Below are 22,182 nucleotides of genomic sequence, written 5' to 3'. Positions count from 1 at the left end.
GCACCTTGGTGAGTGCCTTCGGCGCTACCGCGGTGGCCGCACCGCCCTCGGGTTCGGCATTGCTGCAACCGACCTGGGATCTGCCGACCGACACCGCTGCCGCCGTACACGCCGCCGGTCTGCCGCTGCTGGACAAGATGTCGACGACCGGGTCACCCGCTACCAGCGGTCGCTGGAGCGCTTCCGCGCCAGCGGTATGCAGGGCAACTACCTGCCCGATGACCTCGAGGTCGATTCGGCCTGGCATGCGCACCAGTGCGACCCCATCGGCTACGCGGAGTTCTGCAAGAGCTACTTCGGCGGCATCCTCGCGCACACCGTGACGCTGTGTGTCTGCAAATTGGTCGATCTCGACAGGAAGTAGGCATCGGACCGGGAGAAGCGGGCCGTGCCCGTCAGGCAGTGACGGACTGATCGGTGAAGAGATACCCCTCGGACCAGATGTAGCGGGTACCACCCCACCGTGCCGCGGAGGCCACGTCCGGAAAGAACCCTCGGCCTTCGAAATTCGCGCTGGTATTGCACAACACCGGCACGCCGCTGATGGCCGCGTACCCGGCCAGGATGCGAGCGGTGGCGCGATTGGCCGATTCATCGATGGTCTGCAGCCGTGCCGTACCGTCGACATGCAGCACCGCCGGAATACGGTCGGTCCACTCGGGGCGGGTGCGATGTTCGAAGAGCATGTACGGATCGCTGCCGCCGGGCTGGAAGACCTCCGCTGCACGGGCGGTCAGGCAGACCGGTGCCACCGGCCGGTAGTGCGCACGGTTCTTGATGTCGTTGAGCCGGTCTTTCATCGCCGCATCCGTCGCGGGAGCCAGAATGCTGCGGTTGCCCAGCGCCCGCGGTCCCAGCTCCGCCCGACCCGACAGCACAACCACCGGCTCGCCCACCCGGTGCAGCAAGCGCGCGACTCCCAACTCGTCGCAGGGCTGTCTGCGCCAGTTCTCCGGCACCCCACTGACACCGACCCGCGGACCGGAGTACACATCCCACCGCAATGCCGGACTCCGCCCGTACCGGAACATTTCACAGCATGCGGCGCCGATCGCGGCACCCGAGTCATTGGGAAAGGGCGGAATCCAGATCTCCTCGACAATGCCCTGTGTGCGCAGCAATGAGTTCCATTTGATGTTCAAGGCGCAGCCGCCGGTCACAACCAGCTTCGATGGCAACGAAGAGTCCTGACGCAGCAGCGAACTCAGCGCCCGCGCCAACCGATCCCCCAGATACGCCTGGAAGGTGGCGATGAGGTCGGCATCGGACAATCCCGGAAAGAGTTCGTCCCTATTCGCCGATGTCTTCGCACCGACCAAACGGGCCGCATCCTGCGACGGATTCGGTTGCGCCGCAAGGATTCCATCGAACACCGGGTACGCCGACTCGGCCACGGTGCCCAGCCCGGCGTAGGCCATGGCCTTCCCCGGAATGGCCAAGTGCTGCCGCAGGATCTGAGCCCGGGACAGACCTTCGGTTTTCGGGATGAACGGCTCGAAGTGCGAACTGAAGTAGGTGAAGATATTGCCGACGACCGGCAGCACGGTGGCCACCGCCCGGACGGTTCGGGCCGCCGCCGCGACATGGTAGACCCGTGCTGCCGTGCCGCCGTCCCAGACCAGCACGAGCGCATCCTCCGCGCGCGCCGCGAACGGGCTGGTGCAGTAGCCACCCAGGATGTGCTGATCGATATGGTGATAGCTGACGTACTCCTCCGCGGCGGAACCGAATCCGTGACCGCGAAAGCGATGGCGCGCGACCGGCAGCGTGCGCCCTGGGCGATCCTGGTACGGCGCGACCGCGAGTTCGATCGGGCGGCCACCGGCCAGCGTCGAGATACTCGACGGCTCCGTCGAATCAGTATCCGGCACCGCACCGTTCGCGAACCAGCCGTCGACCACAAACCGGTCGATATCGGTGGGCGTCAGCCCCTCCGAACGTAGAATCTCGGCGACCCGGTCGAGATCACCCAGCGCGCTGTACCGGAGTCCGTTGCCGAGCTTTTCCATCTCGATGCTGAACACCAACCGGTCGTCCTCGACAACCGCGACACCGCCATCGTGCGACACCTTGATTCCGCAGATCACCATGTCGGGCCACTGTACCCACGCCGCAGTGGCCCGCCGACGGTGAGAATAGTTGTCGCCGAAGGATTTTCGGCGCTAGGCCTCCGGACTCTCCGGCTCCTCGGCACCGCCGCCGCGGATCGTCCACAGCAGACCCGCTAGCTCGTCGGGCTTGATGAGCACATCGCGTGCCTTGGAACCCTCACTCGGGCCGACGACGCCCCGGGTTTCCATCAGGTCCATCAGGCGGCCCGCCTTGGCGAAGCCGACACGCAGCTTGCGCTGCAGCATCGAGGTCGAGCCGAATTGTGAAGTCACGACCAACTCCACGGCCTGAACGAAGACCTCGAGGTCGTCGCCGATATCGGGATCGACGTCCTTCTTCTCACCCGCCTTAGCGGCGGTGACGCCTTCCTGGTACTCGGGTTCGGCCTGGTTCTTGGTGAAGTCGACGATCGCGTGGATCTCCTCATCGGAGATGAACGCGCCCTGCAGGCGGGTGGGCTTATTCGCGCCCATCGGCAGGAACAGGCCGTCGCCCATACCGATCAGCTTCTCGGCGCCCGGCTGGTCCAGGATGACGCGCGAATCCGTCAATGACGAAGTGGCGAAGGCCAATCGGGACGGCACGTTGGTCTTGATCAGACCGGTGACCACGTCCACCGAAGGCCGCTGTGTCGCGAGCACCAGATGAATGCCCGCGGCGCGCGCCTTCTGGGTAATGCGCACGATCGCGTCCTCGACATCGCGCGGCGCGGTCATCATCAGGTCGGCGAGTTCATCGACGATGGCCAGGATGTACGGGTATGGCCGGTACACGCGCTCGCTGCCCAGCGGCGCGGTGATCGCACCCGACTTGACCTTCTTGTTGAAGTCGTCGATGTGGCGCACCTTATTGGCCTGCATATCCTGGTAGCGCTGCTCCATCTCCTCGACCAGCCAGGTCAGCGCGGCGGCGGCCTTCTTGGGCTGGGTGATGATGGGCGTGATGAGGTGCGGAATGCCCTCGTAAGGGGTGAGTTCCACCATCTTCGGGTCGATGAGGATCATCCGGACCTCGTCCGGGGTCGACCGCGCGAGCAGCGATACCAGCATCGAGTTCACAAAACTCGACTTACCGGAACCGGTAGAACCGGCGACCAGCAGATGCGGCATCTTGGCCAGATTCGCCGAGACGAAATCGCCCTCGATATTCTTGCCGAGTCCGATCACCAAGGGGTGGTGGTCATTTCGAGTCGCGGGCGCCTTCAGCACATCGGCCAGGCGCACCAGCTCCCGATCGGAATTGGGCACCTCGATGCCGACGGCGGATTTGCCCGGAATCGGGGCGAGCAGCCGAACATTCTCGGTGGCAACGGCATAGGCGATATTGCGGGCCAGCGCGGTGATCTTCTCGACCTTCACACCCGGGCCGAGCTCCACCTCGTAGCGGGTCACCGTCGGGCCGCGCACGAAGCCGGTGACCGCCGCATCGATCTTGAACTGCACCAGCACCTCGGTGATGGCCTCGATCATCGATTCATTGGCGGCACTGCGCTTCTTGGGTGGCTCCCCATCGGTCAGCAGCGTCAGCGGCGGCAGCGTGTAATCGCCCTCGACCTCGCGGTCGGTGACGAACTCCAATTGCTTCGATGGTGGCGGCGTCTGGTCCTCGACCTTGGCCGGGGCACGCTTCTTCGGCTTGGGCTTCTCCTCGGGGACCTCCGCCACCGCAATCGGTTTCGCATCGCGCAGCGGCGGCTCACCGATGACCTCGGTGACCGCGTCCGAGCCGCCGAATTCATCGGGCGGGTAGTTCTCCTCCGGTGTCCGACCGCGTCGCTTGGACTTCGTATTTCGATGCAGCGGAAATCCGTCGGCGTCGTAATTGGCCGGATCGAACTCGGATTCGCCGTCGAAGTCACCGTATTCGTCCCCGCCGCTGCCGGTCCCGAAATACTCGCGCAACCGTTGCGGCACCTCGCGCACGGTGGTTCCGGTCACCAACAGCAACCCGAAGACGATGGCCAGCAATAGAATCGGTACCGACAGCCAAGCGGTGAGTCCATTGGTGAGCGGCCCGCCCACCACGAAACCGACGAAACCCGCTGCGCGGGAACGTCCGTGCGCATCGGTTGGCGCCCCGGCCGCGATATGCCACAGTCCCAGGATCGGCAACCCGGTCAGCAATCCGCCGAGTACGAGCCGCGGCCGGATCTCCGGATGCGCCTCGGTCCGCATCAGGATGATGGCGATGCCCGTGGCCACGAAGGGCAGTCCGGCCGATGCCGATCCCGAGACGGCGCGAATCGCCGCTTCGACCCAATGCCCGATCGGCCCGCCCGCGGACAGCCACACCGCGGCCGCGATCACCGCGCTGAGCGCGATGAGGGCCAACGCGGTGCCGTCGCGACGATGGCCGTGTTCGATTTCGCCCGCCCGGCTCACCGCCCGGGTGGTGGCGCCGAGTCCGCGCGCGAGCATATTCCAGCCGCTGCTGACGCCGCGGCTGAGCACCGCGAGCGGTGCGGTATCGGACTTGCGGGGGACCGGGCGGCGCGCCGGGGCGGTTCGGGCGCGCGGCGCGGGCGACCGGCGTTGACCAACGGAGCGAGCCTGGCCCGAACGAGATGCCGCGGTGGTCCTCCCCCGGGCCGATCCCGCCCGCGCACGAGTGTTCGTGGAGCTGCGGGACTTACCTGCCATAGGCTCAGGCTAGCCGCAAACGCCCCATCCAGACCATCAACCACACACGTATCGCAGGTCACTGATCCGCCTCCCCGAGTATTTTGCCGGTCGCAAGTGCCGCTAAAGTCCCGAATCGGGCCGAGAGTGAAGTGCTAGGCGGCTTTTGGGCGTGCCCGACGAGTTACCCATGTACGGACGAAATCGGTCATAGCGAAATTGTCATCGCAGTGGGCATGTTGCCCGGTACGGCACCGGCTACACCGAGCGATCGAGGCTCAGCACACTCCGGACGGCATCGGGATCACCCGCGGTTTCGATCCGGACCTCATCGCGACCGAAGGCGTGCAGCAGCAGTTCGGAGGGCTTGCCGGTCAGCGTCACCTTCGCGGTTCCGGATTTCGTATGTACGACGGCGTTCTTTCCATCCGGTGTGGCCAGCTCGACGGTGACCGGCGATTTCCGGTAGGCCATCTTGCCCATGCGGCGCAGCGCCGCCCACAGGCTGGCCTCATCGCCGGCGGGCAGCGCACGCGGCTCCCAACCGGGCGCGGCGCGGCGCACATCCTCGTGATGGACGAACATCTCGGTCAGGTTGGCGACCGCATCGACCGGCTTGAGCGGCGACCACCACGGCGGACCGGTCCGCACGTCTTCCAGCAGGTCGGGGAAGGGCCGCCGTGCCGCCTTGGTCTGTACCGACTCCAGGTATCCGGCGAGCGGCTTCAGCATGATTCCCGGGGACGCGTCCGGGCGGCGTTCACGAACGACCAAGTGCGCGGCCAGATCTCGCACGGTCCACTCGCCGCAGAGGGTCGGCGCATCCGGTCCGACGGCGGACATCGTGTCGACCAGCGCCCGGCGTTCCCGCTGTGCCATGTTCACACTGCCGAACATAGCCGACCAGCTCCGGCAATTCGACGCCCGTCAGCTCCGGTTCTGCCGCCATAGCCCCGAATCCGGCGGGCGCACTACATATCCCCGCCCGAGAAAGTCATGTGTGCAGCTCCGACAACAGCCCGTCGAGCTCGGGTTCATGCGTGACGGGCGCGCCAAATCGAGTGACGGCTTCGAAAGCAGCACCCGCCATGACAGGGCCCGGCGCCGACCGCGACCACGCGACTCGATCTGTCCGAGCCAGAACGTGAAGAACCGCCGGGCGACAATGTCATCCGGCGGTTTCACAACAGCTGTCAGACCCCGATAACCGTCGGAACGATCATCGGGCGGCGGCGGTAGGTCTCGGCCACCCACCGCCCGACCACGCGTCGCACGCTCTGCGCGATCCGATGGGTATCGGTGACACCCTCACCGGCCAGTCGCAGCAGTTCGGCCTCGACCAACTCCGCGGCGTCCAGCAGTGCGGTCGGATCATCGGAGAATCCGCGCCCACTGATCTCGGGGGTGCTGACCGCCTTGCCCGTGGTCGAGTCGACCGCGAGGGTGATCGAGATGAACCCGCCCTCGCCCAGGACCAGACGATCCGACAGCGTCGACTCGCCGACATCGCCGACAGACAGACCGTCGACATACACATGCCCGACCGGAACCCGGCCCACGATCGAGGCGATCCCGTCGACCAGGTCGACCACCACGCCGTCCTCGGCGAGCACCACCCGATCCTCCGGCACACCGGTCGCCACGGCCAGCGCGGCATTGGCGCGCAGATGCCGCCATTCGCCGTGCACCGGCATGGCATTGGTGGGCCGCACCGCGTTGTACAGATACAGCAGCTCACCCGCCGACGCGTGCCCGGAGACGTGCACCTTCGCGTTCTGCTGGGTGATCACCGTGGCGCCGAGCCGGGCCAGACCGTTGACCACCGCGAACACCGAATTCTCATTGCCGGGGATCAGCGATGAGGCCAGCACCACGAGGTCGTCGGCGCGGATATTGATCTGGCGGTGTTCACCGCGCGCCATCCGCGACAAGGCCGAAAGCGGTTCGCCCTGTGATCCGGTGGAGATCAGCACCAGCCGATCGCCCGGCAGGGTGGCGGCGACATCGAGATCGACGACCACACTGTCGGGCACCGTCAGATAGCCCAGCTCCTGCGCGATCTCCATATTGCGCGTCATCGACCGGCCGACGAAGCACACGCGGCGCCCGTACTTTTGGGCCACATCGACCACCTGCTGAATGCGGTGCACGTGGCTGGCGAACGATGCGACGATCACCCGGTTGCGAGCCTTGCCGATCACCGTGTCCAGTACGCCGCCGATCTCGCGTTCGGGCGTGACGAAGCCGGGCACCTCGGCATTGGTGGAGTCCACCAGGAACAGGTCGACGCCCTCGTCACCGAGGCGGGAGAATCCGGCCAGGTCGGTGAGGCGACCGTCCAGGGGCAGCTGATCGAGTTTGATATCGCCGGTGTGCAGCGCGACGCCCGCCGGGGTGCGAATGGCGACGGCGATGGCGTCCGGAATCGAGTGGTTGACGGCGAAGTATTCGCAGCCGAACGGGCCGTGCGTGGTGTGCTGGCCCTCGATCACCTCGACGAGTTTCGGGCGCTGCCGGTGTTCGCGGCATTTCGCGGCCACCAGCGCGAGGGTGAATTTCGATCCGACAACCGGGATATCGCCGCGCAGCCGCAGCAGAAACGGCACCGCGCCGATGTGATCCTCGTGGCCGTGGGTGAGCACGATGGCTTCGACATCGTCCATCCGGTCCTCGATGGGCCGGAAGTCGGGCAGGATCAGGTCGACGCCGGGCTGCTGATCCTCCGGGAACAGCACACCGCAGTCGACGATGAGCAGTTTGCCGCCGTATTCGAAAACGGTCATATTGCGGCCGATTTCGCCGATGCCGCCCAGGGCGAAGACCCGCAGACCGTGCTTGGGGAGCTTCGGCGGTGCGCCGAGCCGGTCGGTGGCGGCGCGTTCGGCCGGGGCCGGAGGCTGCTCACCGCGTCCGCGGCCACCCTGCGGACGGCCGCGGCCCTGTCTGCGGGGCTGCTCGGCCCTGGCGGCCGGAGCCTTCGCGGCCGGAGCCTTCGCGGCCGAAGCCTTCGCGGCCGAAGCCTTCGCGGCGGGAGCCTGCTGGGCGGGTGCCGATTCGGGGGATCGCGATAGCTCGCCAGCTTCGGATTGCGCTGCCCGATCGGACTTTTCCGAGGCGGCCGGACGCTGCGCCGCGGGTTCGGGCGCGCCCGCGGCTCGGGTCGCGCTCCGCCGGGGTCTGCGGCCTACTGATTCAGTCATGACTGCACCTCACCTCTGGTTGGTTCGATCATGTCTGACAGTGCGGTGTCGTTGATTCGCTTACTCCTCATGAAAGCACCCCTGCCAGCCGAAGGTCGGCGGCCAGGGCGTCGAGTTGTTCGATGGTCGGCATCAGTTGCGGCAGACGCGGTTCGCCGACCTCGATGCCGAGCAGGCGCAGACCGCCCTTGCTCATGGCGACGCCGCCCAGGCGCGACATCGCGGCATTCAATGGCAGCAGGCTCGCATTGATCTCACGGGCGCGCACCACGTCACCGGCGGTGTATGCGTCGAGCAGGGCGCGCAGCCGCTCGGGCACGAGATGTCCGATGACGCTGATGAATCCGGTCGCGCCGACCGAGAGCCAGGGCAGATTCAGCGCGTCGTCGCCGGAGTAGAAGGCCAGATCGGTATTCGCGATGAGGTCGGCACCGGCATTCAGATCGCCCTTGGCATCCTTGACCGCCACGATGCGCGGATGTTCGGCGAGCTTGCGAATGGTGTCGCTGGCGATGGGAACCACCGAGCGCGGCGGAATGTCGTACAGGGTGACGGGCAGGTCGGTGGCGTCGGCGACGGCGGTGAAGTGCGCGAGCAGGCCGTCCTGGGTCGGGCGGGAGTAATACGGAGTCACCACGAGCAGGCCGTGCGCGCCCGCGCGCTGGGCATTGCGGGCGAGTTCAATAGAGTGCGCGGTGTCGTAGGTGCCCGCACCGGCGATTACGGTGGCACGATCGCCGACGGCGTCGACGACGGCGTGCAGCAGGTCCGCCTTCTCTGATTCGGTGGTGGTCGGCGATTCCCCGGTGGTCCCGGAAATCGCCAGCAAATCGACGCCACGGTCGACCAAGCGTGCCGCGAGCGCGACCCCGGCATCGACATTGAGCTTGCCGTCGGCACCGAAGGGGGTCACCATCGCGACACCTACTGTGCCGGACGCGCGCAACTCCGTTGGCGTCGATTCACCGTTCGTCATGGTCAGAAAGGCTACCCGCTCCAGGGAACGCCCTCGACACCCCGACCGCCGATCGGCTTGCCCGGGCAAGTGATTCGCCTCCCACTCCATGATCATGATGTCAAAACTTCCTTGAATGACATCACAAATGGCGTCACACTGATGTCATGGATTTGAATAAATACACCGCCCGGCTACGCGAGGACCTGATCGCGGCCGCCGCACTCGGTGATGAAAAGACCCAGGCCACTGCCGCCGCACTGGCGGCGGCGACGGAGAGTTCGGCGCGACTGGCGCTGCTGGCGGCGCTGTCGGATCTCGCCGCCGAGGTCAGCACCGAACTCGGCGACCGGACGGTACATGTCTCGGTGGACGGCACCGATGCGACCGTGGACGTCCGCAAGAACCCGCCCGCGGAGAGCGAACATCCGACCTTCGAGGAAATGACCGGTGATATCAGCCGGGTCACCCTGCGGTTGGTCGAGCAGATGAAGGCCAAGGCGGAGGAGGCGGCCGCGGCGAGCGGGGTTTCGCTGAACTCGTGGCTATCGAACGCCGTCAGCGGGGCACTGCGCGATCAGATGCGCGGATACGGACCCAAGCGCGATATCTGACCGGGGCCGATATCCGATCGAGAGCGGTTTCCCTCCAGCGTGGCGGTTGGTTCGGGTACCGCTAGCTATTGCAAGCAGCGTTGTGTAGCAGGCGGACACCGCCGAGGTATTGGTGGCCGATGCCGCAGCGTATTGCGCGGCGACAGCGAGGCCCAGCTGTGGCGGGGCAGGTTCCACATGTTCCCGCTGCTGCCCGAAGCCAGGGACGCGCTCGATCACGTCGAGCGGTTCGTGGCACGGGTGTGGAACACGCAGCCACGCGGGAACCCGAAATCGGCCTGAGTGCGACCGTTCACAACAGCCGCGCGAGATCGCCGCGTTCGCCGATCACCACCTCATCGAGTTCGAGCCAGTCGGCCATCTCGCGCAGCGCGTCGGTGAGCGCTCGGGCCGTCTCCGGAGTGCGGTGGCCGGGCTCGGCGAACGCACCGGGCACCAGCAGCCGTCCGGCGGCACGCTCGGCCCGCAGGTCGACGCGGCCCACCAACTCCCCGTTCAACAGGAATGGAAAGACGTAATAGCCGTGCACCCGTTTGGCTTCCGGCGTGTAGATCTCGATCCGGTAGTGAAAGTCGAAGATCCGCTCGGTGCGGGCGCGGAAGAAGATGAGCGGATCGAACGGGCACAGCAGCGCCGCACCCTCGATCCGGCGCGGCGTCGACGCACCGGCACGCAGATAGGCGGGTTTATCCCACCCTGTCACCTCGACCGGCTCCAACTCCCCCGCATCGACCAGATCGGCGATCGCCGGTTCGGTTTGTGATCGGTGCAGCCGGTAGTAGTCGCGCAGGTCGGTTTCCGTCGCGACGCCGAGTGCGGTCCCAGCGCGCAATACCAACTCCCGCACCGCGTCGGTCTCGGAGACATCGCGTGCCAGGATCTCCGGCGGGATCACCCGCTCGGCCAGGTCGTAGTGCCTGGCGAAACCGACCCGCTTGTCGACCGAGAGTTCACCGGCGGCAAAGAGCTGTTCGCAGATCATCTTGGTATCGCTGAGATTCCACCAGGACCCTTTGGGGCGCGGCTTGTCCAGTTCGAGATGACGCTCCACCTCACCGGCGGTAGCCGCGCCGACCTCGGTGATCACATCGAGAATGTCCTTGCCGAGGGTGGGGTTGCGCTCCTTCGCCCGGCGCACGCCATCCCAGCGACCGTGCTCGTATCTGCGCATTCGCCATCGCATCAGCGGCCAGTCCTCGACGGGGATCAGCGCCGCCTCGTGCGCCCAGTACTCGACCAGTCGCCGGGGGCGCCGCACACCATTGCTCCAGGCGGCGTCGTCCAGCAGCGTGCGGTCGTATCCGCCGATCCGGCTGAAAACCGGCGCATAGTGCGCGCGCACCACCGCCGATACCGAATCCAGTTGCAGCAGCTGTGTTCTCGCCACCGCACCCAGAACCGACTTCCGCGTTGTCGTGCTGGGCCGCCGCGCCGCGAACCCCTGCGCGGCCAGCGCCGTCCGACGCGCCGCGGCCGCACTCATCTTCCGCATGCTCACGACAATGCCATGAGGGTCCGACAGATCACGTCGAGACCGAGACCTCACCCGCGGTATCGATCTCGGTGCGCCGATCGCAGTCCGGTGCGTTCGCGAGCACCGTGGCGAGCACCCGCCGTCCCATCGGCAGCACCCGCACGGTGACCGAACCGACATTGGCCGCGTCCAATTCGCGGGTCGCGGATTCGATCACCTGCTGGCGCACCCACTTCGGGACCCCGGCGAAACCACCGTCATCCAGCAGCACCACCTCGACCCCGCGTGAGCGCGCGCCGCGGGCGGCACTGCTCAGCTCGTCGGTCACCAACTGGGGCGCGCGCAATCCGTCGCGCAGTTCGGCCTCGAGCAGTCGGCACTCCTCCCGCTCACCTGCGGTGAGTTCCGCGCCGTCGGCAATGCGTTCCAGAATCGGGCGGGCCACCTTGTCGAGCCGGGCCAGTTGCCGATCGCGCTCACCGTTCTGCGCGGCCATGGTCGCCTCAGCGGCCGCGCGCATGGTCGCCTCCTCCCGCAGCAGCCGCAGCGAACGCTGCATCGGCCGCATGACTGCCGCGCCGATCGAGACCCCGGCCACCGTGGCGATCGGCACGATGGATCCGACCACCACGCGCAGTCCGGTCGTCGCGCCGACCACCGCGATCACCGCCGCGATCCCGGCCACACCCCACCAGGCCGCGCCCAAACGGCCGCGCAACACCAGCACCGCGAGCACATAGGACGAGGCGAATGCGGTCCAGACCTGTTTGGACACGCCATGATCGATATCGACGGTGGTCAGCGCGGTCGCGAGCGGTCCGGCCGCGGCCACCGCGATCGCTGCGGGCAGTGGCAGCGGGTCGACCGGAATCACCAGGACCACCACCCCCGCCCCGACCAGCAGCACCAGCGCGATCAGGGCCAGAATCAGCGGCGATTCGGCGAAATTGCGCGTCATGTAGAGCAGGATCGTCGCCTCGAAGATGACCAGGAACAGCCATGCCGACCGGTCCCGCAGACCGAGCAGGTCGCGCAGACCGAATTCGTTACCGGTGTCAGCCATCGCCACCCCAGACCAGGGTCACCGTGGTGCCCTCCCCCGGTTGAGATTCCACGAATCCGGCCCCACCGGCCAGTTGGCGCATCCGGCCGAGGATGCTCACCGAGACACCGAGCCGATCGGCGGGCACCCGATCCAGATCGAAACCCGCTCCGTCGTCACGGAATACGACCCGGATACCGCCCGCACTGATCGTCACCGTGACGGTGCGCTGCACATCGCGGCCCGCAACGGTGGCGTGGCGCAGACTATTTCGCGCCGACTCGGCGAGCGCGGCTGCGATGGTGCCAGCGGCTTGCACGGGCAGTCGCAGATCATCGAGTCCGGCCCAGCGCCGCGCGGTGAAGCGGATTGCCGGATTCACCTCGTACACTGCTGCGCGCAGGAAGCCGATCGCCGATTGCGCGTCCAAACGGTCGGGTTCGGTATTGGCGCCGCGACATTCGTCGAGTTGTTCGAGCGTGCGTTCGGCCTGACGGCGCAGTACCGGCGATTCGGCACCGGCGCGCGAGGCATCGAGCAGCGTCGACAGCACCGCGTCGTGGATGAGCGCGGCGAATCGGGCGCGCTCCCGATCCCGGGCCGCCGCACCGGCCACCGCCGCCGCACGCCGACTCGCGATAACCGATTCACGGTCCACCCGCGCGGCCGCCGCCAGCGCGTAGATACAGCACCAGAGGAAAAGCGCACACAGGCCAGCGGCCCTGGCGAAGTCGTCGATCAGTGACCACACCGTCGCGTCGGGCACCACATACCGGTTCGCCAGCGCCGCGGCCGCGGCGGCAACCAGCAGATAGGCCACGGCCAGCGCCGGACGCCAGGCCAGCACCGCGGCCAGCACACCGAGCGCGAGCACTCGATACATCCACACCGATGCGGTATCGGTCAGCGGTTCGGCATAGATGAACGGCATGGTCGCCAGCGCCGCAAGGTAACTCACCGCGGCCGCGCCCGCCACCACGCGGATCACCCTGGTGCCCATCGCGATCGATACGACCGCGAGCACCGGGAACCATCCCAGCGCCACGCCGACCACCACGCCCGCCCACGGGCTGGAGACGAATTTGACCTGGTCGGCGATATCGGGCAGTTCGACGATCGCGACGATCATTCCGGCGATGCCGACGGCCAGACCCATGCGGCGCAGAATGCGATCCGAGGCCGCCTCGACAATCTTCTGTCTGGACACCGCGGCCCGCCCACGGCGCCATCGACTCGCCCGGAGTGGGTCGAGCGCGGCCGAACTCGCGGTTGGTGATGAGGTGTCCAGCATGCTGGACGCGGTCATCCCCGGGTCTGCCGCTCGGGAACTGGTAGCCATCCGTCCTCGACCGCCCGCTTGTAGAGGTCGGTTTTGGTGGGAGCCGGACGCCCCGCATCGGCGTACTTCTGCCGGATGCGCCCAAGATAGTCGTTGACGGTCTGTTCGGAGAGTCCGGTCAGCCGCGCGACGCGGGAGGCCTTCTCACCGGAGGCGTAGAGCGTGAGCACCTCTTCCTGGCGCGGGCTCAGACCCACGTCGGACAGCTGCGGATCACCATCGATGGCGGCAGCCCAGTCGGTGGTCACCACCTGCTCACCCGAGGCGGCGCGACGCACCGCCGCGACCACGGTCGGCACATCCTCGGACTTGCGCACCACGCCGAGTACACCGGCCTTCGCGGCGGCACGCACCAGGAACGCGTTATCCGCGCCGGTGAATACCAGGACCTCGACGCCGCGGTTGCGCAGCGCGCGCACATTGTCTTCCGGCGAGGATCCATCGGCCAGTCGCAGATCGAGGACGACCAGATCCAGCGGCGCGCTATTCGCCGCCGCCGCGAGCAGTTCCGGTACGGTCCCCGCTGTCAGCACCAGATCTAGATCGGGTTCCGGCGCCAGCATCGCGGCCAGCCCGATCGCCACCGATTCGTGGTCCTCGACCAACCCAATTCGGCGCGGTGCTGTTTCGCCCCCTTCGGCCCACATCACCTCAACACTCCGTTCCCGAGCAAACTCGTCCACATCCCCACCGCTACAACGTCACCTCGTAGTATGCCCGGCTGCCGCGGCGACCTGTCAGACACCAAAATTCGGGGGCCGTCACGCCATGAGGTGCGCCGCGACGGTCGCCCCGAGCTCCCAGCAGCGCTGAAGATCGTCCTTGGAGGGCGGGCCCATCACGATAACCGGCGCCGCGACCTTCTCCCAGCCGAGCCCATTGGTCACGCTGACCACTCCGCGTTCGGCCCCTTCGGTGCCCTCATTGCCGTGCAGGTAGAAGCCGAACGGCCGACCACGCGTCGAGTCCAGACACGGGTAGTAGAAGGTATCGAACGCATGCTTGAGCGCACCGGACATATAACCCAGATTCGCCGGGCTACCGAGCAGATAACCATCCGCGCCCAACACATCGCTGGCGGTAACCGCCAGCGCCGCCCGGCGTTGCACCTCGACACCCTCGATCTCCGGATCTGTCGCACCGGACACCACGGCCTCGAACATCGCCTGCATATGCGGTGACGGAGTGTGATGAATGATCAGCAGCCGAGACACATCCAGCAGCGTACTGCCGCACTCGAGTTAAGGGTGGGACACCAGCACACCATTGAGCCAAAAATCGGGCATATTCCAGGGCATCTAGCTATTGACTGGCGACAAAAGTAGAGGAAAATTAAGGGTTACACCGGAATACCGGAAAGTGCCGAACTGTCGGACGAAGACGTTCGTCGATATCGGAGACACCTTCCAGGATCTGGCCAGGCCCCCGGCAAGTCAGTCGAATATCGGAGTAATCAACGACGGTTGAGACCCACGAATTCGATGGAGACTACCGGGGACTGATCTGTTCGGGGGTCTTTGTCAGGCAGGCGCGTGATCAATCCGCGCGCTGATCGCTTTCGATCTTCTCCAGCGCGACTGCGCGCCGCATGGTTTCCCGGGCGCGGCTGCGGTCACCGGCGTAGTCGTAGGCGCGGGCCAGGCGGTAGGAGACGCGCCAGTTGTCGGGATCGGCCTCCCATTCCTGTTTGACCTGGTTGAACAATTGGTCGGCGGCTTCACGTTCGATGCGGCCGGAGGGGCGGCGGGGTAGTTCGGAGGTGTCGAGTTCCAGGCCCTCCTCGTGGATGCGACGGGCCAGATGCTGGTGTGCCAGGGCGGCGCGGACGGTGGCCACGACGATCCAGACGCCGAGCAGCGGCAGGATCAGCACACCGATGCCGATGATCACGGCGGGCGCGTCACCGGAACCGATCAGGCTGATCGCGATGCGGCCGAGCAGCACAAAATAGAAGCCAAGCACGACGACCAGGACCGCGATGAACAAGACGACCTTGCGGACCTCGGTGCCGCGGCCCGCCTCGACCGGTTCTGGGGCGTTCATGACTCCACCTCGCTGATGCTCGGTTCCGCCATGACCGCCCGGGCGGCCGTGGCCATGGTTCCCTCGCTGCGCTCGCTCACAGATCCAGGAACGGGTCGAGCCCGACGGTCAGGCCGGGGCGGTTCGCGATCTGGCGCACGCCGAGCAGCACACCGGGGGCGAAGGAGGAGCGGTCGATGGAATCGTGCCGGATGGTGAGGGTTTCGCCCTGGGTGCCGAACAGCACCTCTTGGTGCGCGACGAGTCCGGCCAGGCGCACCGAATGCACCCGGACGCCGTCGACGTCGGCGCCGCGCGCACCGTCGAGTTCCTGGGTGGTGGCGTCGGGGCTGCGGCCGACTCCGGCCTTGTCCCGGGCCGCGGCGATCAGGCCTGCGGTGCGGTAGGCGGTACCCGAGGGGGCGTCGAGCTTATTCGGGTGGTGCAGTTCGATGACCTCGACCGAATCGAAGAATCGGGCCGCCTGTTCGGCGAAGCGCATGGACAGCACCGCGCCGATGGCGAAGTTCGGGGCGATCAGCACACCGGTCTCCGGTTGCCCGGCCAGCCAGCCGCGCACCTCGTCCAGGCGCGCCGCATCGAATCCGGTGGTGCCGACGACCGCGTGAATCCCGCGTTCCACCAGGAACTTCAGATTCCCCATCACCACATCGGGATTGGTGAAGTCGACGACCACCTGCGTCCCGGACTCGGTGAACGCCTCCAGCGAATCGTCCTTATCGACGGTAGCGACCAACTCCAGATCGCCCGCCGCCTGCACCGCCTCGCAGATGGCCTGCCCGACTTTTCCGCGCGCACCGAGCACTCCGACCCGAATGGTCACCGCACCTCCTCATTCGCCTGCTGTCCCCGCAAGCCTATCGACCCTGCTCACATCCCCCTCCGCTGACCTCCCGCCGGGTACGCATGGCTACGTTGCACTGCTAGGCGGCCATATTTTCGGCCATCCTTTCGAGCAGGCGGACCGTCTCGCCGTACTGCTCATCGGTAATGCCGTCGAGCATGGCGCGGCGGCGCTTGCCGATCAGGGCGAAGGCTTCCTGATGGGTGGTGCGGCCCGCTGCGGTGAGGGCCAGGGTGCCCGAATCGTCGGTGATGTCGCCGCGGTCTACCAGATACGCGAGTTGAATGTCCCACTCCGACACGTCGTTCCAGAATGGCGCAAGACCGTCGCGGACATCGGCGGCGGGGCGGGGGCCTTCGGCCAGCGAGTTGAGCATCTGCCAGTGCCGACGAGTCAGCCCGGCGGCGGCCAGGTCGTCCTCGAAGCGGGCATTGATCAGGCGATCGAGTTCCTTGAGCCAGTAACCGATCGGGCGTTGTGCTGCCACGATTCCTCCGATACATGTAGAATTACAACTACATGTAATATGACATGAAAGTGGAGAGAATGGAAGAGCACGATGTAGTCACCGAGGCCGTCGAGGCGGCAATGGTCCGGGTTCGGCGGCGTCAGACGCGGGGGGCACTCGGCAAGGATTCGCCGGTGCCCGTCGCGGTCTTCCGGGTGCTGGATGCGGTGGCCGGTACCAGCGCAGCTAGCGTCGGAGCCCTCGCCCCCGCGCTGGGCGTCGATCAACCGCGCGCGAGTCGCCTTGTCGCCCAAGCGGTTTCATCCGGACATCTCGAACGGGTCGCGGATCAGCAGGATGGCAGGCGAGCCGTCCTGCGGCTGACCCCCACCGGGCACGCCGTCGTGACCGCGGCCCGCGATGGCCGCCGCGCCGCCATGGCAGCCGCGATGTCGGACTGGACCGATTGCGAGCGCACCGAATTCGCCCGCCTGCTGGGACAATTCGTCGACGCATTGGACAGGCGGGAAACCTGAGCATCTCGATCGCCGCCGTAATCCAGCGCACAGGCCATCTAAGCGGGTGTCCCGAAAGGGCACCGCGGGCGGACTACTCGAACACGATCACTTGCCGCAGCGCATGCCCTGCGGCCAATTCGTCCATGGCATGGTTGATTTCGTCCAACCCGACATGGGAGGACACCAGCTTCTCGACGGGCAGGCGACCCGCGCGCCACATGCGGACGTATTCGGGGATGTCACGCGATGGGACTGCCGAGCCGAGATAGCTGCCGATGATGGTGCGCCCCTGGGCGACCAGGGCGAGAGGTGAAATGCTCGCGCGGGCATCGGGGGCGGGCAGGCCGACGGTGACTGTCGTACCGCCGGGTCCCGTTGCGGCGATGGCGGTTTCGAAGGCACGGACATTGCCCGCGGCCTCGACAACGATATCGGCCACGATGCCCTGTTCCGCGATTTCGGCCGGCGTGTAGGCGGCGGTTGCGCCGAGTTCCTTTGCGAGAGCGAGCTTTTCCGCGACGGTATCGACGGCGATCACCTCGTGCTCGCCCAGCGACACCGCGACGAGCACCGCCGCCATCCCGACACCACCGAGCCCGACCACCATGATCCGGTCGGCCGGACCGGGCTTCACGGAATTGAGCAGCGCCCCACCACCCGTCAGCACCGCGCAACCCAACACCGCCGCGACCTCCGGCGGCACATCGGCATCGACCGGCACCACCGATCGGCGATCGACGACGGCATGCGTGGCGAAGGCGGACACCCCGAGATGATGGTGCACCTCAGTACCCGCGCGGTGCAGCCGCCGCCCACCATTCAATAGCTCACCTGCATTATTGGCCGCACTGCCCGGCCCACATGGCGTGCGGCCCTCGCTGGCGCAGCCCGCGCAGTCCCCGCAGCGCGGCAGGAAGGTCATCACCACGCGCTGCCCCACCGCGAGATCACTGCCGCCGGGTCCCACCGCCTCGACAATGCCCGCCGCCTCGTGTCCGAGCAGCATCGGCACTGGTCGCACCCGGTTCCCGTCCACCACCGACAGGTCCGAATGACAGAGTCCGGCGGCCTCGATCCGCACCAGCAGCTCCCCTGGCCCCGGCTCGCCGAGGTCCAGTTCACAGACGGTGATCGGCGCCGACTCGGCGAACGGCACGGGCGCTGCGATCCGCTCCAGGACCGCCCCTCGAATCTTCATTCCACGACGCTACCGCGCGGCATCGCAGCCAGCGAAGTGGGTCACAGCCGGAAACGCGCTCGACGAATGATGGTCCCGATCACTCGGGGGTGGCACGGTGGGAACCGATTCGCTAGCCTCGACGCCCGTGACGGTGCTCCCGTAGGCCGCCTTGTACCGAGCCCGGGGTCGGGACCGTCACCACACAAGGAGTAATCCCCTGTCAGTACAGTTCAATCACACCATTGTCGGTTGTCACGACCATCGGGTGTCCGCCGAATTCTGGTCGGACATCCTGGGTTTGGAACTGGGCAAAGAGTGGGGCCCGTTCATCCCGCTTCCCACGGGTAATGGAGTCACCTTCGACTTCGCGAACGTGCCACCGCACATCACCGAAATCCAGCCCCAGCACTACGCATTCCTGATCTCCGAGGCCGAGTTCGACGCGGCCTACGCCAAGATCCAGCGCTACAAACTGGAGCACTGGGCCGATCCACGGCAACAGGGCGTCAACGAGATCAACCACAATGACGGCGGTCGCGGCGTCTACTTCCTCGACCCCAACGGTCACTTCCTGGAGCTGATCACCGTCCCGTACGGCGGTTGGCCGACGTAGTGCGCCCGTCGGGGCAGCGCACACGCGGCTGCCCCGACACGACACCATATGCGGCGGCTGCGCATCACCCCGCCGCGGTCGGCGGCCAGGGATTGGGTTTGACGCTGGTCGGTTTGCGCGTGGGCACGTCATCCCAGTCGAAATGCGTGCCCACCCAGGCCTTCGGGCGATCGAAGTGGACTTCCTGGGCGGCGAAACGGGTGCCGAGGAACGAGATATCGCCGAAGAAGTCACCCTCGGTGAAGTCGACCATGCGCCCGCCGAACACGGTCCGCGGGAACCTGATATCACCGTGGAACTCCGCCCGCGAGAAGTCCGTTTCGCGGGCGCCCCGGTTGCGCAATCGATTCGGCGTGCCCACCCTGGCCTCGTCAAAGGCGGTGAGCGTGGCGTAGAACTGTGCGCTTTTGAATGTGACATGGGGACTCGTGAATTCGGCGCGGTCGAAGGCGATGTGGTCACCATCGAAGGCAGCCCGCTCGAACGAGGTCAGCTCGGCCCGGAACTTCACGTCCTGGAACGAGGTTCGAGCGCCGAGGAAGCGTGCGCCGCTGAAGTCGGTGCGCGGACCCCGGAAGGTCGCACCCTCGAACGATGCCGGATCTTCGAAGGTGACCTCGGCGAAGGTGGTGCCGACACCTGCCGGTTCACGCCGCTCCATGCGATCGGACCCGAACCCCGCGCGATCGAACAGCGCCGGACCCGCCCGAAAGGTCGCGCCGCGGAAGGTCAGATGCAGCCCGGCGAAGCTCGCGAACTCGAAGGTCGTCGGTCCGATGAAGGTCGCTCCGGCAAATGAGGTATGCCGTCCCCGGAACACCGCATACCGAAAGTCCGCCTGCTCGATCACCGCGTTATTGAAGGTGAATGTGCACGCCGACCACGAGATCTCCGCCGACGGCTTCAGATGTTGTGCGATCACTCGCACGATCGCGCGACGCACCTCCCGATCATTGCGCCGGAATTCGTAGATCCGCTCGACCCTGACCCCGGCTTCCTCCGCCGACTCGGCCCGCGAGACAAGATGATTCGCCCCATCGGCCGGTTCGTACGGCAGCTGCAGATATCCGCACATCACATCGATGCACTGCTGTCTTCGGCTCGGTGCCGAGAATTCGTCCGCCACCCCCGCCATCGCATAGACCCCGGCGATCCGAACCGCCGCATCCGCATCCCCCAACTGCCGTGCCGCCGCCCCGAACAACTCCGCGAACCGTCCCCGCTCCAGATCCCGCTGCCGCCGATATGCCACCACCAGCGCGACCGCCCCGCCAACTCCGGCCGCCACCGATAGCGCGATCTTGGTGAGGTCCAACTGATTCGGGGTCTCGGCCTTCGCACCCAGTAGCCACCACAACAACCACCAGGTCAGCCCGGCGATCACCAATCCGCCGACCACCGCACCGAACACCGCGAGCAACAATGCCGCGCGGTGTAGTCGGTCGCCCAACCGCCCCCATCGCATCACCGCATGTTAGCCGGATTGTCGCTCGCCCACTACCGGATGAGATCGGCCGAGTCTGTGCCCCTTGGGTTTTCGACTACCGATTGCGCCGCAGACCCAGCCCCGCCGCCACCAGGCAGGCGAAGGCGACCGCGCCGACGAACCACGGGAACACTTCGCTCAGCCCCCACTCGGTCGCCGCCCATCCGGCCAGGATGGTCGGCAGTGCCATGGCCGTGTAGGCGAGCAGGTAGTACGCCGACATGGTCTCGCCCCGCTTGTGCTGCGGCACAACCTCGGACAGATGCCGCAGCGAACCACCGAATCCGAGCCCGAACGTCACGCCGAGCAACACTCCGGCCAGCAGCACCACGACCCAGTTGCCGGTGTGCAAGGCGGGCACCGTCAACACCAGCGCCACCGCCATGCCGGCATCGCCGCCGATCGCCGCGCGCCGCGCCGGAATTCCGGTCGCGAACAGCTGAGCCGTGGCACCGGCCACCGCGGTCGAGGCGACGACCGCACCACCGAAGACCAGATTGTGAATGCCCGTCTCCGCCGAAGCGAGCGAAGGATACAGCGACAGCAGCACACCGAGCACCGACCAGGCTGCCATGACGCCCAGTGCCGAGAACCAGAAGTCACCGCGAATCTCCTGCGGCACTGCCGGTTTCGCGATCTGGATGCGTCCGGCCACCCGCGCGGTATGCGGTTCGCGCAATGCGACGACGCCGAGTCCGATGAGCAGGCACACCACGGTGATCACGACGTAGGGCATGCGCAGCGGATGCGGCGCGTACTGCGCCAGCACCGCCGACCCCAGAATCGCCACGGCCATACCGACATTGAAGGCAACGCCACTGAGCTGCCCCGACCGCGCACCGTGCTTCGGGCGCAGATCGAGCAGCGCCGCGGCACCGGCCACCACGGTCGAGCCGACCGCCAGTCCGTGCAGCGCCCGCGCCACCAACAGCATCGCGACATTATCGGCCAGCAGGAAGACCACCAGCCCGATGATCATGGTCGCGAACGCACCGAGCAGCACCGGCTTGCGGCCGACCACATCGGAGATACGCCCCGAGACCAGCACCGCGGCCAGCGCCGCGAATGCGTAGACCGCGAAGACGAATGTCGTCGTCAGCGGCGAGAAATGCCATTCCTTCTGGTACATGCCGTACAGCGGCGCGGGCACCCCCGAGACGCCGAGCGCCACGCCGCTCGCCGCCAGAATCAGCGGGTAGGCCCAACGCTGAGAGGTCTGTTGGTCGGCCGCCACCGTCATTGTCGCTGCCATCGGAACCCCGATCAGGTAAGTTTGATGATGATCGAACCATAGAGACGATACAGCCGGTACGATGGTCATCAAACCACTGTGAGGTAGATCATGACCGAAACTAAGGAATCGGCCACCGAGGCACCGCCGGTTGCCTCATTACCCGCCGTGCTCGGAGCACTACAGGATCCGGTGCGATTGGAGATGGTCCGCCGACTCAGCAATGCGGGCACCGCCATGCGCTGTGGTGCGCTCTACGAGGTGATCAACAAATCGACCGCGACCCACCACTTCAAGATTCTGCGCGAAGCCGGTGTTATCGAGCGACTGATCATCGACGGCCAGACCTGCCAGCGCCTGCGCTCCGAGGATCTCGACAATGCCCTGCCGGGCCTGCTGCCCTCGATCGTCGACGCCGCCAATCGCGCCCGCAGCGAGTGATCCGCGGTCGGCCGACCGCCAATC

21 protein-coding genes are annotated in these 22,182 nt (G+C 66.6%); 5 read left to right on the top strand and 16 right to left on the bottom strand.

The window, feature by feature from the left end; translation table 11 throughout:
* Positions 1-196: 196 nt before the first annotated feature.
* Positions 197-364, top strand: coding sequence for a hypothetical protein (locus ACWEO2_RS06580; RefSeq protein WP_452404418.1), 168 nt, complete (start codon positions 197-199; stop codon positions 362-364).
* A gap of 31 nt (positions 365-395) precedes the next feature.
* On the opposite strand, the gene ACWEO2_RS06575 is transcribed toward ACWEO2_RS06580, so the two are convergent.
* The 5 genes from ACWEO2_RS06575 to dapA form a co-directional block, all read right to left on the bottom strand.
* A complete protein-coding gene (locus tag ACWEO2_RS06575) occupies positions 396-2,090 on the bottom strand; it encodes a carbamoyltransferase N-terminal domain-containing protein (protein ID WP_452404417.1) in 1,695 nt (564 codons plus the stop codon).
* A gap of 72 nt (positions 2,091-2,162) precedes the next feature.
* On the bottom strand, positions 2,163-4,751 hold the full coding sequence (locus ACWEO2_RS06570; RefSeq protein ID WP_452404416.1) for a DNA translocase FtsK: 2,589 nt from the start codon (positions 4,749-4,751) through the stop codon (positions 2,163-2,165).
* A 237-nt stretch (positions 4,752-4,988) separates the two neighbouring features.
* Positions 4,989-5,615, bottom strand: coding sequence for a TIGR03085 family metal-binding protein (locus ACWEO2_RS06565; protein ID WP_452404415.1), 627 nt, complete (start codon positions 5,613-5,615; stop codon positions 4,989-4,991).
* A 308-nt stretch (positions 5,616-5,923) separates the two neighbouring features.
* Complete coding sequence (locus ACWEO2_RS06560; RefSeq protein ID WP_452404414.1) at positions 5,924-7,930, bottom strand: ribonuclease J; 2,007 nt, start codon at positions 7,928-7,930, stop codon at positions 5,924-5,926.
* 67 nt (positions 7,931-7,997) lie between these two features.
* Complete coding sequence (gene dapA / locus ACWEO2_RS06555; RefSeq protein WP_452404413.1) at positions 7,998-8,906, bottom strand: 4-hydroxy-tetrahydrodipicolinate synthase; 909 nt, start codon at positions 8,904-8,906, stop codon at positions 7,998-8,000.
* Positions 8,907-9,052: 146 nt separating this feature from the next.
* Here dapA and ACWEO2_RS06550 point away from each other — a divergent pair, with 146 nt between their 5' ends.
* Complete coding sequence (locus ACWEO2_RS06550) at positions 9,053-9,499, top strand: toxin-antitoxin system HicB family antitoxin (protein ID WP_452404412.1); 447 nt, start codon at positions 9,053-9,055, stop codon at positions 9,497-9,499.
* A 292-nt stretch (positions 9,500-9,791) separates the two neighbouring features.
* Here ACWEO2_RS06550 and ACWEO2_RS06545 read toward each other — a convergent pair whose 3' ends face one another.
* The 8 genes from ACWEO2_RS06545 to ACWEO2_RS06510 form a co-directional block, all read right to left on the bottom strand.
* Positions 9,792-10,991 (bottom strand): winged helix-turn-helix domain-containing protein, encoded by a 1,200-nt coding sequence (locus ACWEO2_RS06545; protein ID WP_452404411.1) that lies wholly within the window; start codon positions 10,989-10,991, stop codon positions 9,792-9,794.
* A gap of 31 nt (positions 10,992-11,022) precedes the next feature.
* Complete coding sequence (locus ACWEO2_RS06540) at positions 11,023-12,036, bottom strand: hypothetical protein (RefSeq protein WP_452404410.1); 1,014 nt, start codon at positions 12,034-12,036, stop codon at positions 11,023-11,025.
* On the bottom strand, positions 12,029-13,222 hold the full coding sequence (locus tag ACWEO2_RS06535) for an ATP-binding protein (RefSeq protein ID WP_452404409.1): 1,194 nt from the start codon (positions 13,220-13,222) through the stop codon (positions 12,029-12,031). Before ACWEO2_RS06535 ends, ACWEO2_RS06540 begins: the two co-directional genes overlap by 8 nt.
* 95 nt (positions 13,223-13,317) lie before the next feature.
* The gene (locus ACWEO2_RS06530) at positions 13,318-14,001 is read right to left on the bottom strand and encodes a response regulator transcription factor (protein WP_452404408.1); all 684 of its coding nucleotides are present in this window, start codon (positions 13,999-14,001) and stop codon (positions 13,318-13,320) included.
* 114 nt (positions 14,002-14,115) lie between these two features.
* On the bottom strand, positions 14,116-14,568 hold the full coding sequence (locus ACWEO2_RS06525) for a flavodoxin family protein (RefSeq protein WP_354954648.1): 453 nt from the start codon (positions 14,566-14,568) through the stop codon (positions 14,116-14,118).
* 322 nt (positions 14,569-14,890) lie between these two features.
* The gene (locus tag ACWEO2_RS06520) at positions 14,891-15,397 is read right to left on the bottom strand and encodes a hypothetical protein (protein ID WP_452404407.1); all 507 of its coding nucleotides are present in this window, start codon (positions 15,395-15,397) and stop codon (positions 14,891-14,893) included.
* 76 nt (positions 15,398-15,473) lie between these two features.
* Positions 15,474-16,220 (bottom strand): 4-hydroxy-tetrahydrodipicolinate reductase, encoded by a 747-nt coding sequence (gene dapB / locus ACWEO2_RS06515; protein ID WP_355177704.1) that lies wholly within the window; start codon positions 16,218-16,220, stop codon positions 15,474-15,476.
* Positions 16,221-16,320: 100 nt separating this feature from the next.
* Entirely contained in the window at positions 16,321-16,728 is a 408-nt protein-coding gene (locus tag ACWEO2_RS06510) for a MarR family winged helix-turn-helix transcriptional regulator (protein WP_452404406.1), read from the bottom strand.
* 59 nt (positions 16,729-16,787) lie between these two features.
* Here ACWEO2_RS06510 and ACWEO2_RS06505 point away from each other — a divergent pair, with 59 nt between their 5' ends.
* Positions 16,788-17,225, top strand: a complete 438-nt coding sequence (locus ACWEO2_RS06505) for a MarR family winged helix-turn-helix transcriptional regulator (RefSeq protein WP_452404405.1) — start codon at positions 16,788-16,790, stop codon at positions 17,223-17,225.
* A 73-nt stretch (positions 17,226-17,298) separates the two neighbouring features.
* Here ACWEO2_RS06505 and ACWEO2_RS06500 read toward each other — a convergent pair whose 3' ends face one another.
* Positions 17,299-18,405, bottom strand: a complete 1,107-nt coding sequence (locus ACWEO2_RS06500) for an alcohol dehydrogenase catalytic domain-containing protein (RefSeq protein WP_452404404.1) — start codon at positions 18,403-18,405, stop codon at positions 17,299-17,301.
* A 199-nt stretch (positions 18,406-18,604) separates the two neighbouring features.
* On the opposite strand from ACWEO2_RS06500, the gene ACWEO2_RS06495 reads away from it, so the two are divergent.
* Positions 18,605-19,000, top strand: coding sequence for a VOC family protein (locus ACWEO2_RS06495; protein WP_452404529.1), 396 nt, complete (start codon positions 18,605-18,607; stop codon positions 18,998-19,000).
* Between the two features lie 64 nt (positions 19,001-19,064).
* Here ACWEO2_RS06495 and ACWEO2_RS06490 read toward each other — a convergent pair whose 3' ends face one another.
* Entirely contained in the window at positions 19,065-20,465 is a 1,401-nt protein-coding gene (locus ACWEO2_RS06490) for a pentapeptide repeat-containing protein (RefSeq protein WP_452404403.1), read from the bottom strand.
* Positions 20,466-20,541: 76 nt separating this feature from the next.
* Positions 20,542-21,807, bottom strand: a complete 1,266-nt coding sequence (locus ACWEO2_RS06485; protein ID WP_452404402.1) for an MFS transporter — start codon at positions 21,805-21,807, stop codon at positions 20,542-20,544.
* A gap of 21 nt (positions 21,808-21,828) precedes the next feature.
* Between ACWEO2_RS06485 and ACWEO2_RS06480 the strand changes: the two genes are divergently transcribed.
* Positions 21,829-22,158, top strand: coding sequence for an ArsR/SmtB family transcription factor (locus tag ACWEO2_RS06480; RefSeq protein WP_452404401.1), 330 nt, complete (start codon positions 21,829-21,831; stop codon positions 22,156-22,158).
* The last annotated feature ends 24 nt before the right edge of the window (positions 22,159-22,182 follow it).

It is taken from the genome of Nocardia sp. NPDC004278 (genome assembly GCF_053602975.1).
The sequence above is the reverse complement of the archived record's forward strand: the minus strand, read 5'-3'. Positions and strand labels throughout refer to the sequence as shown.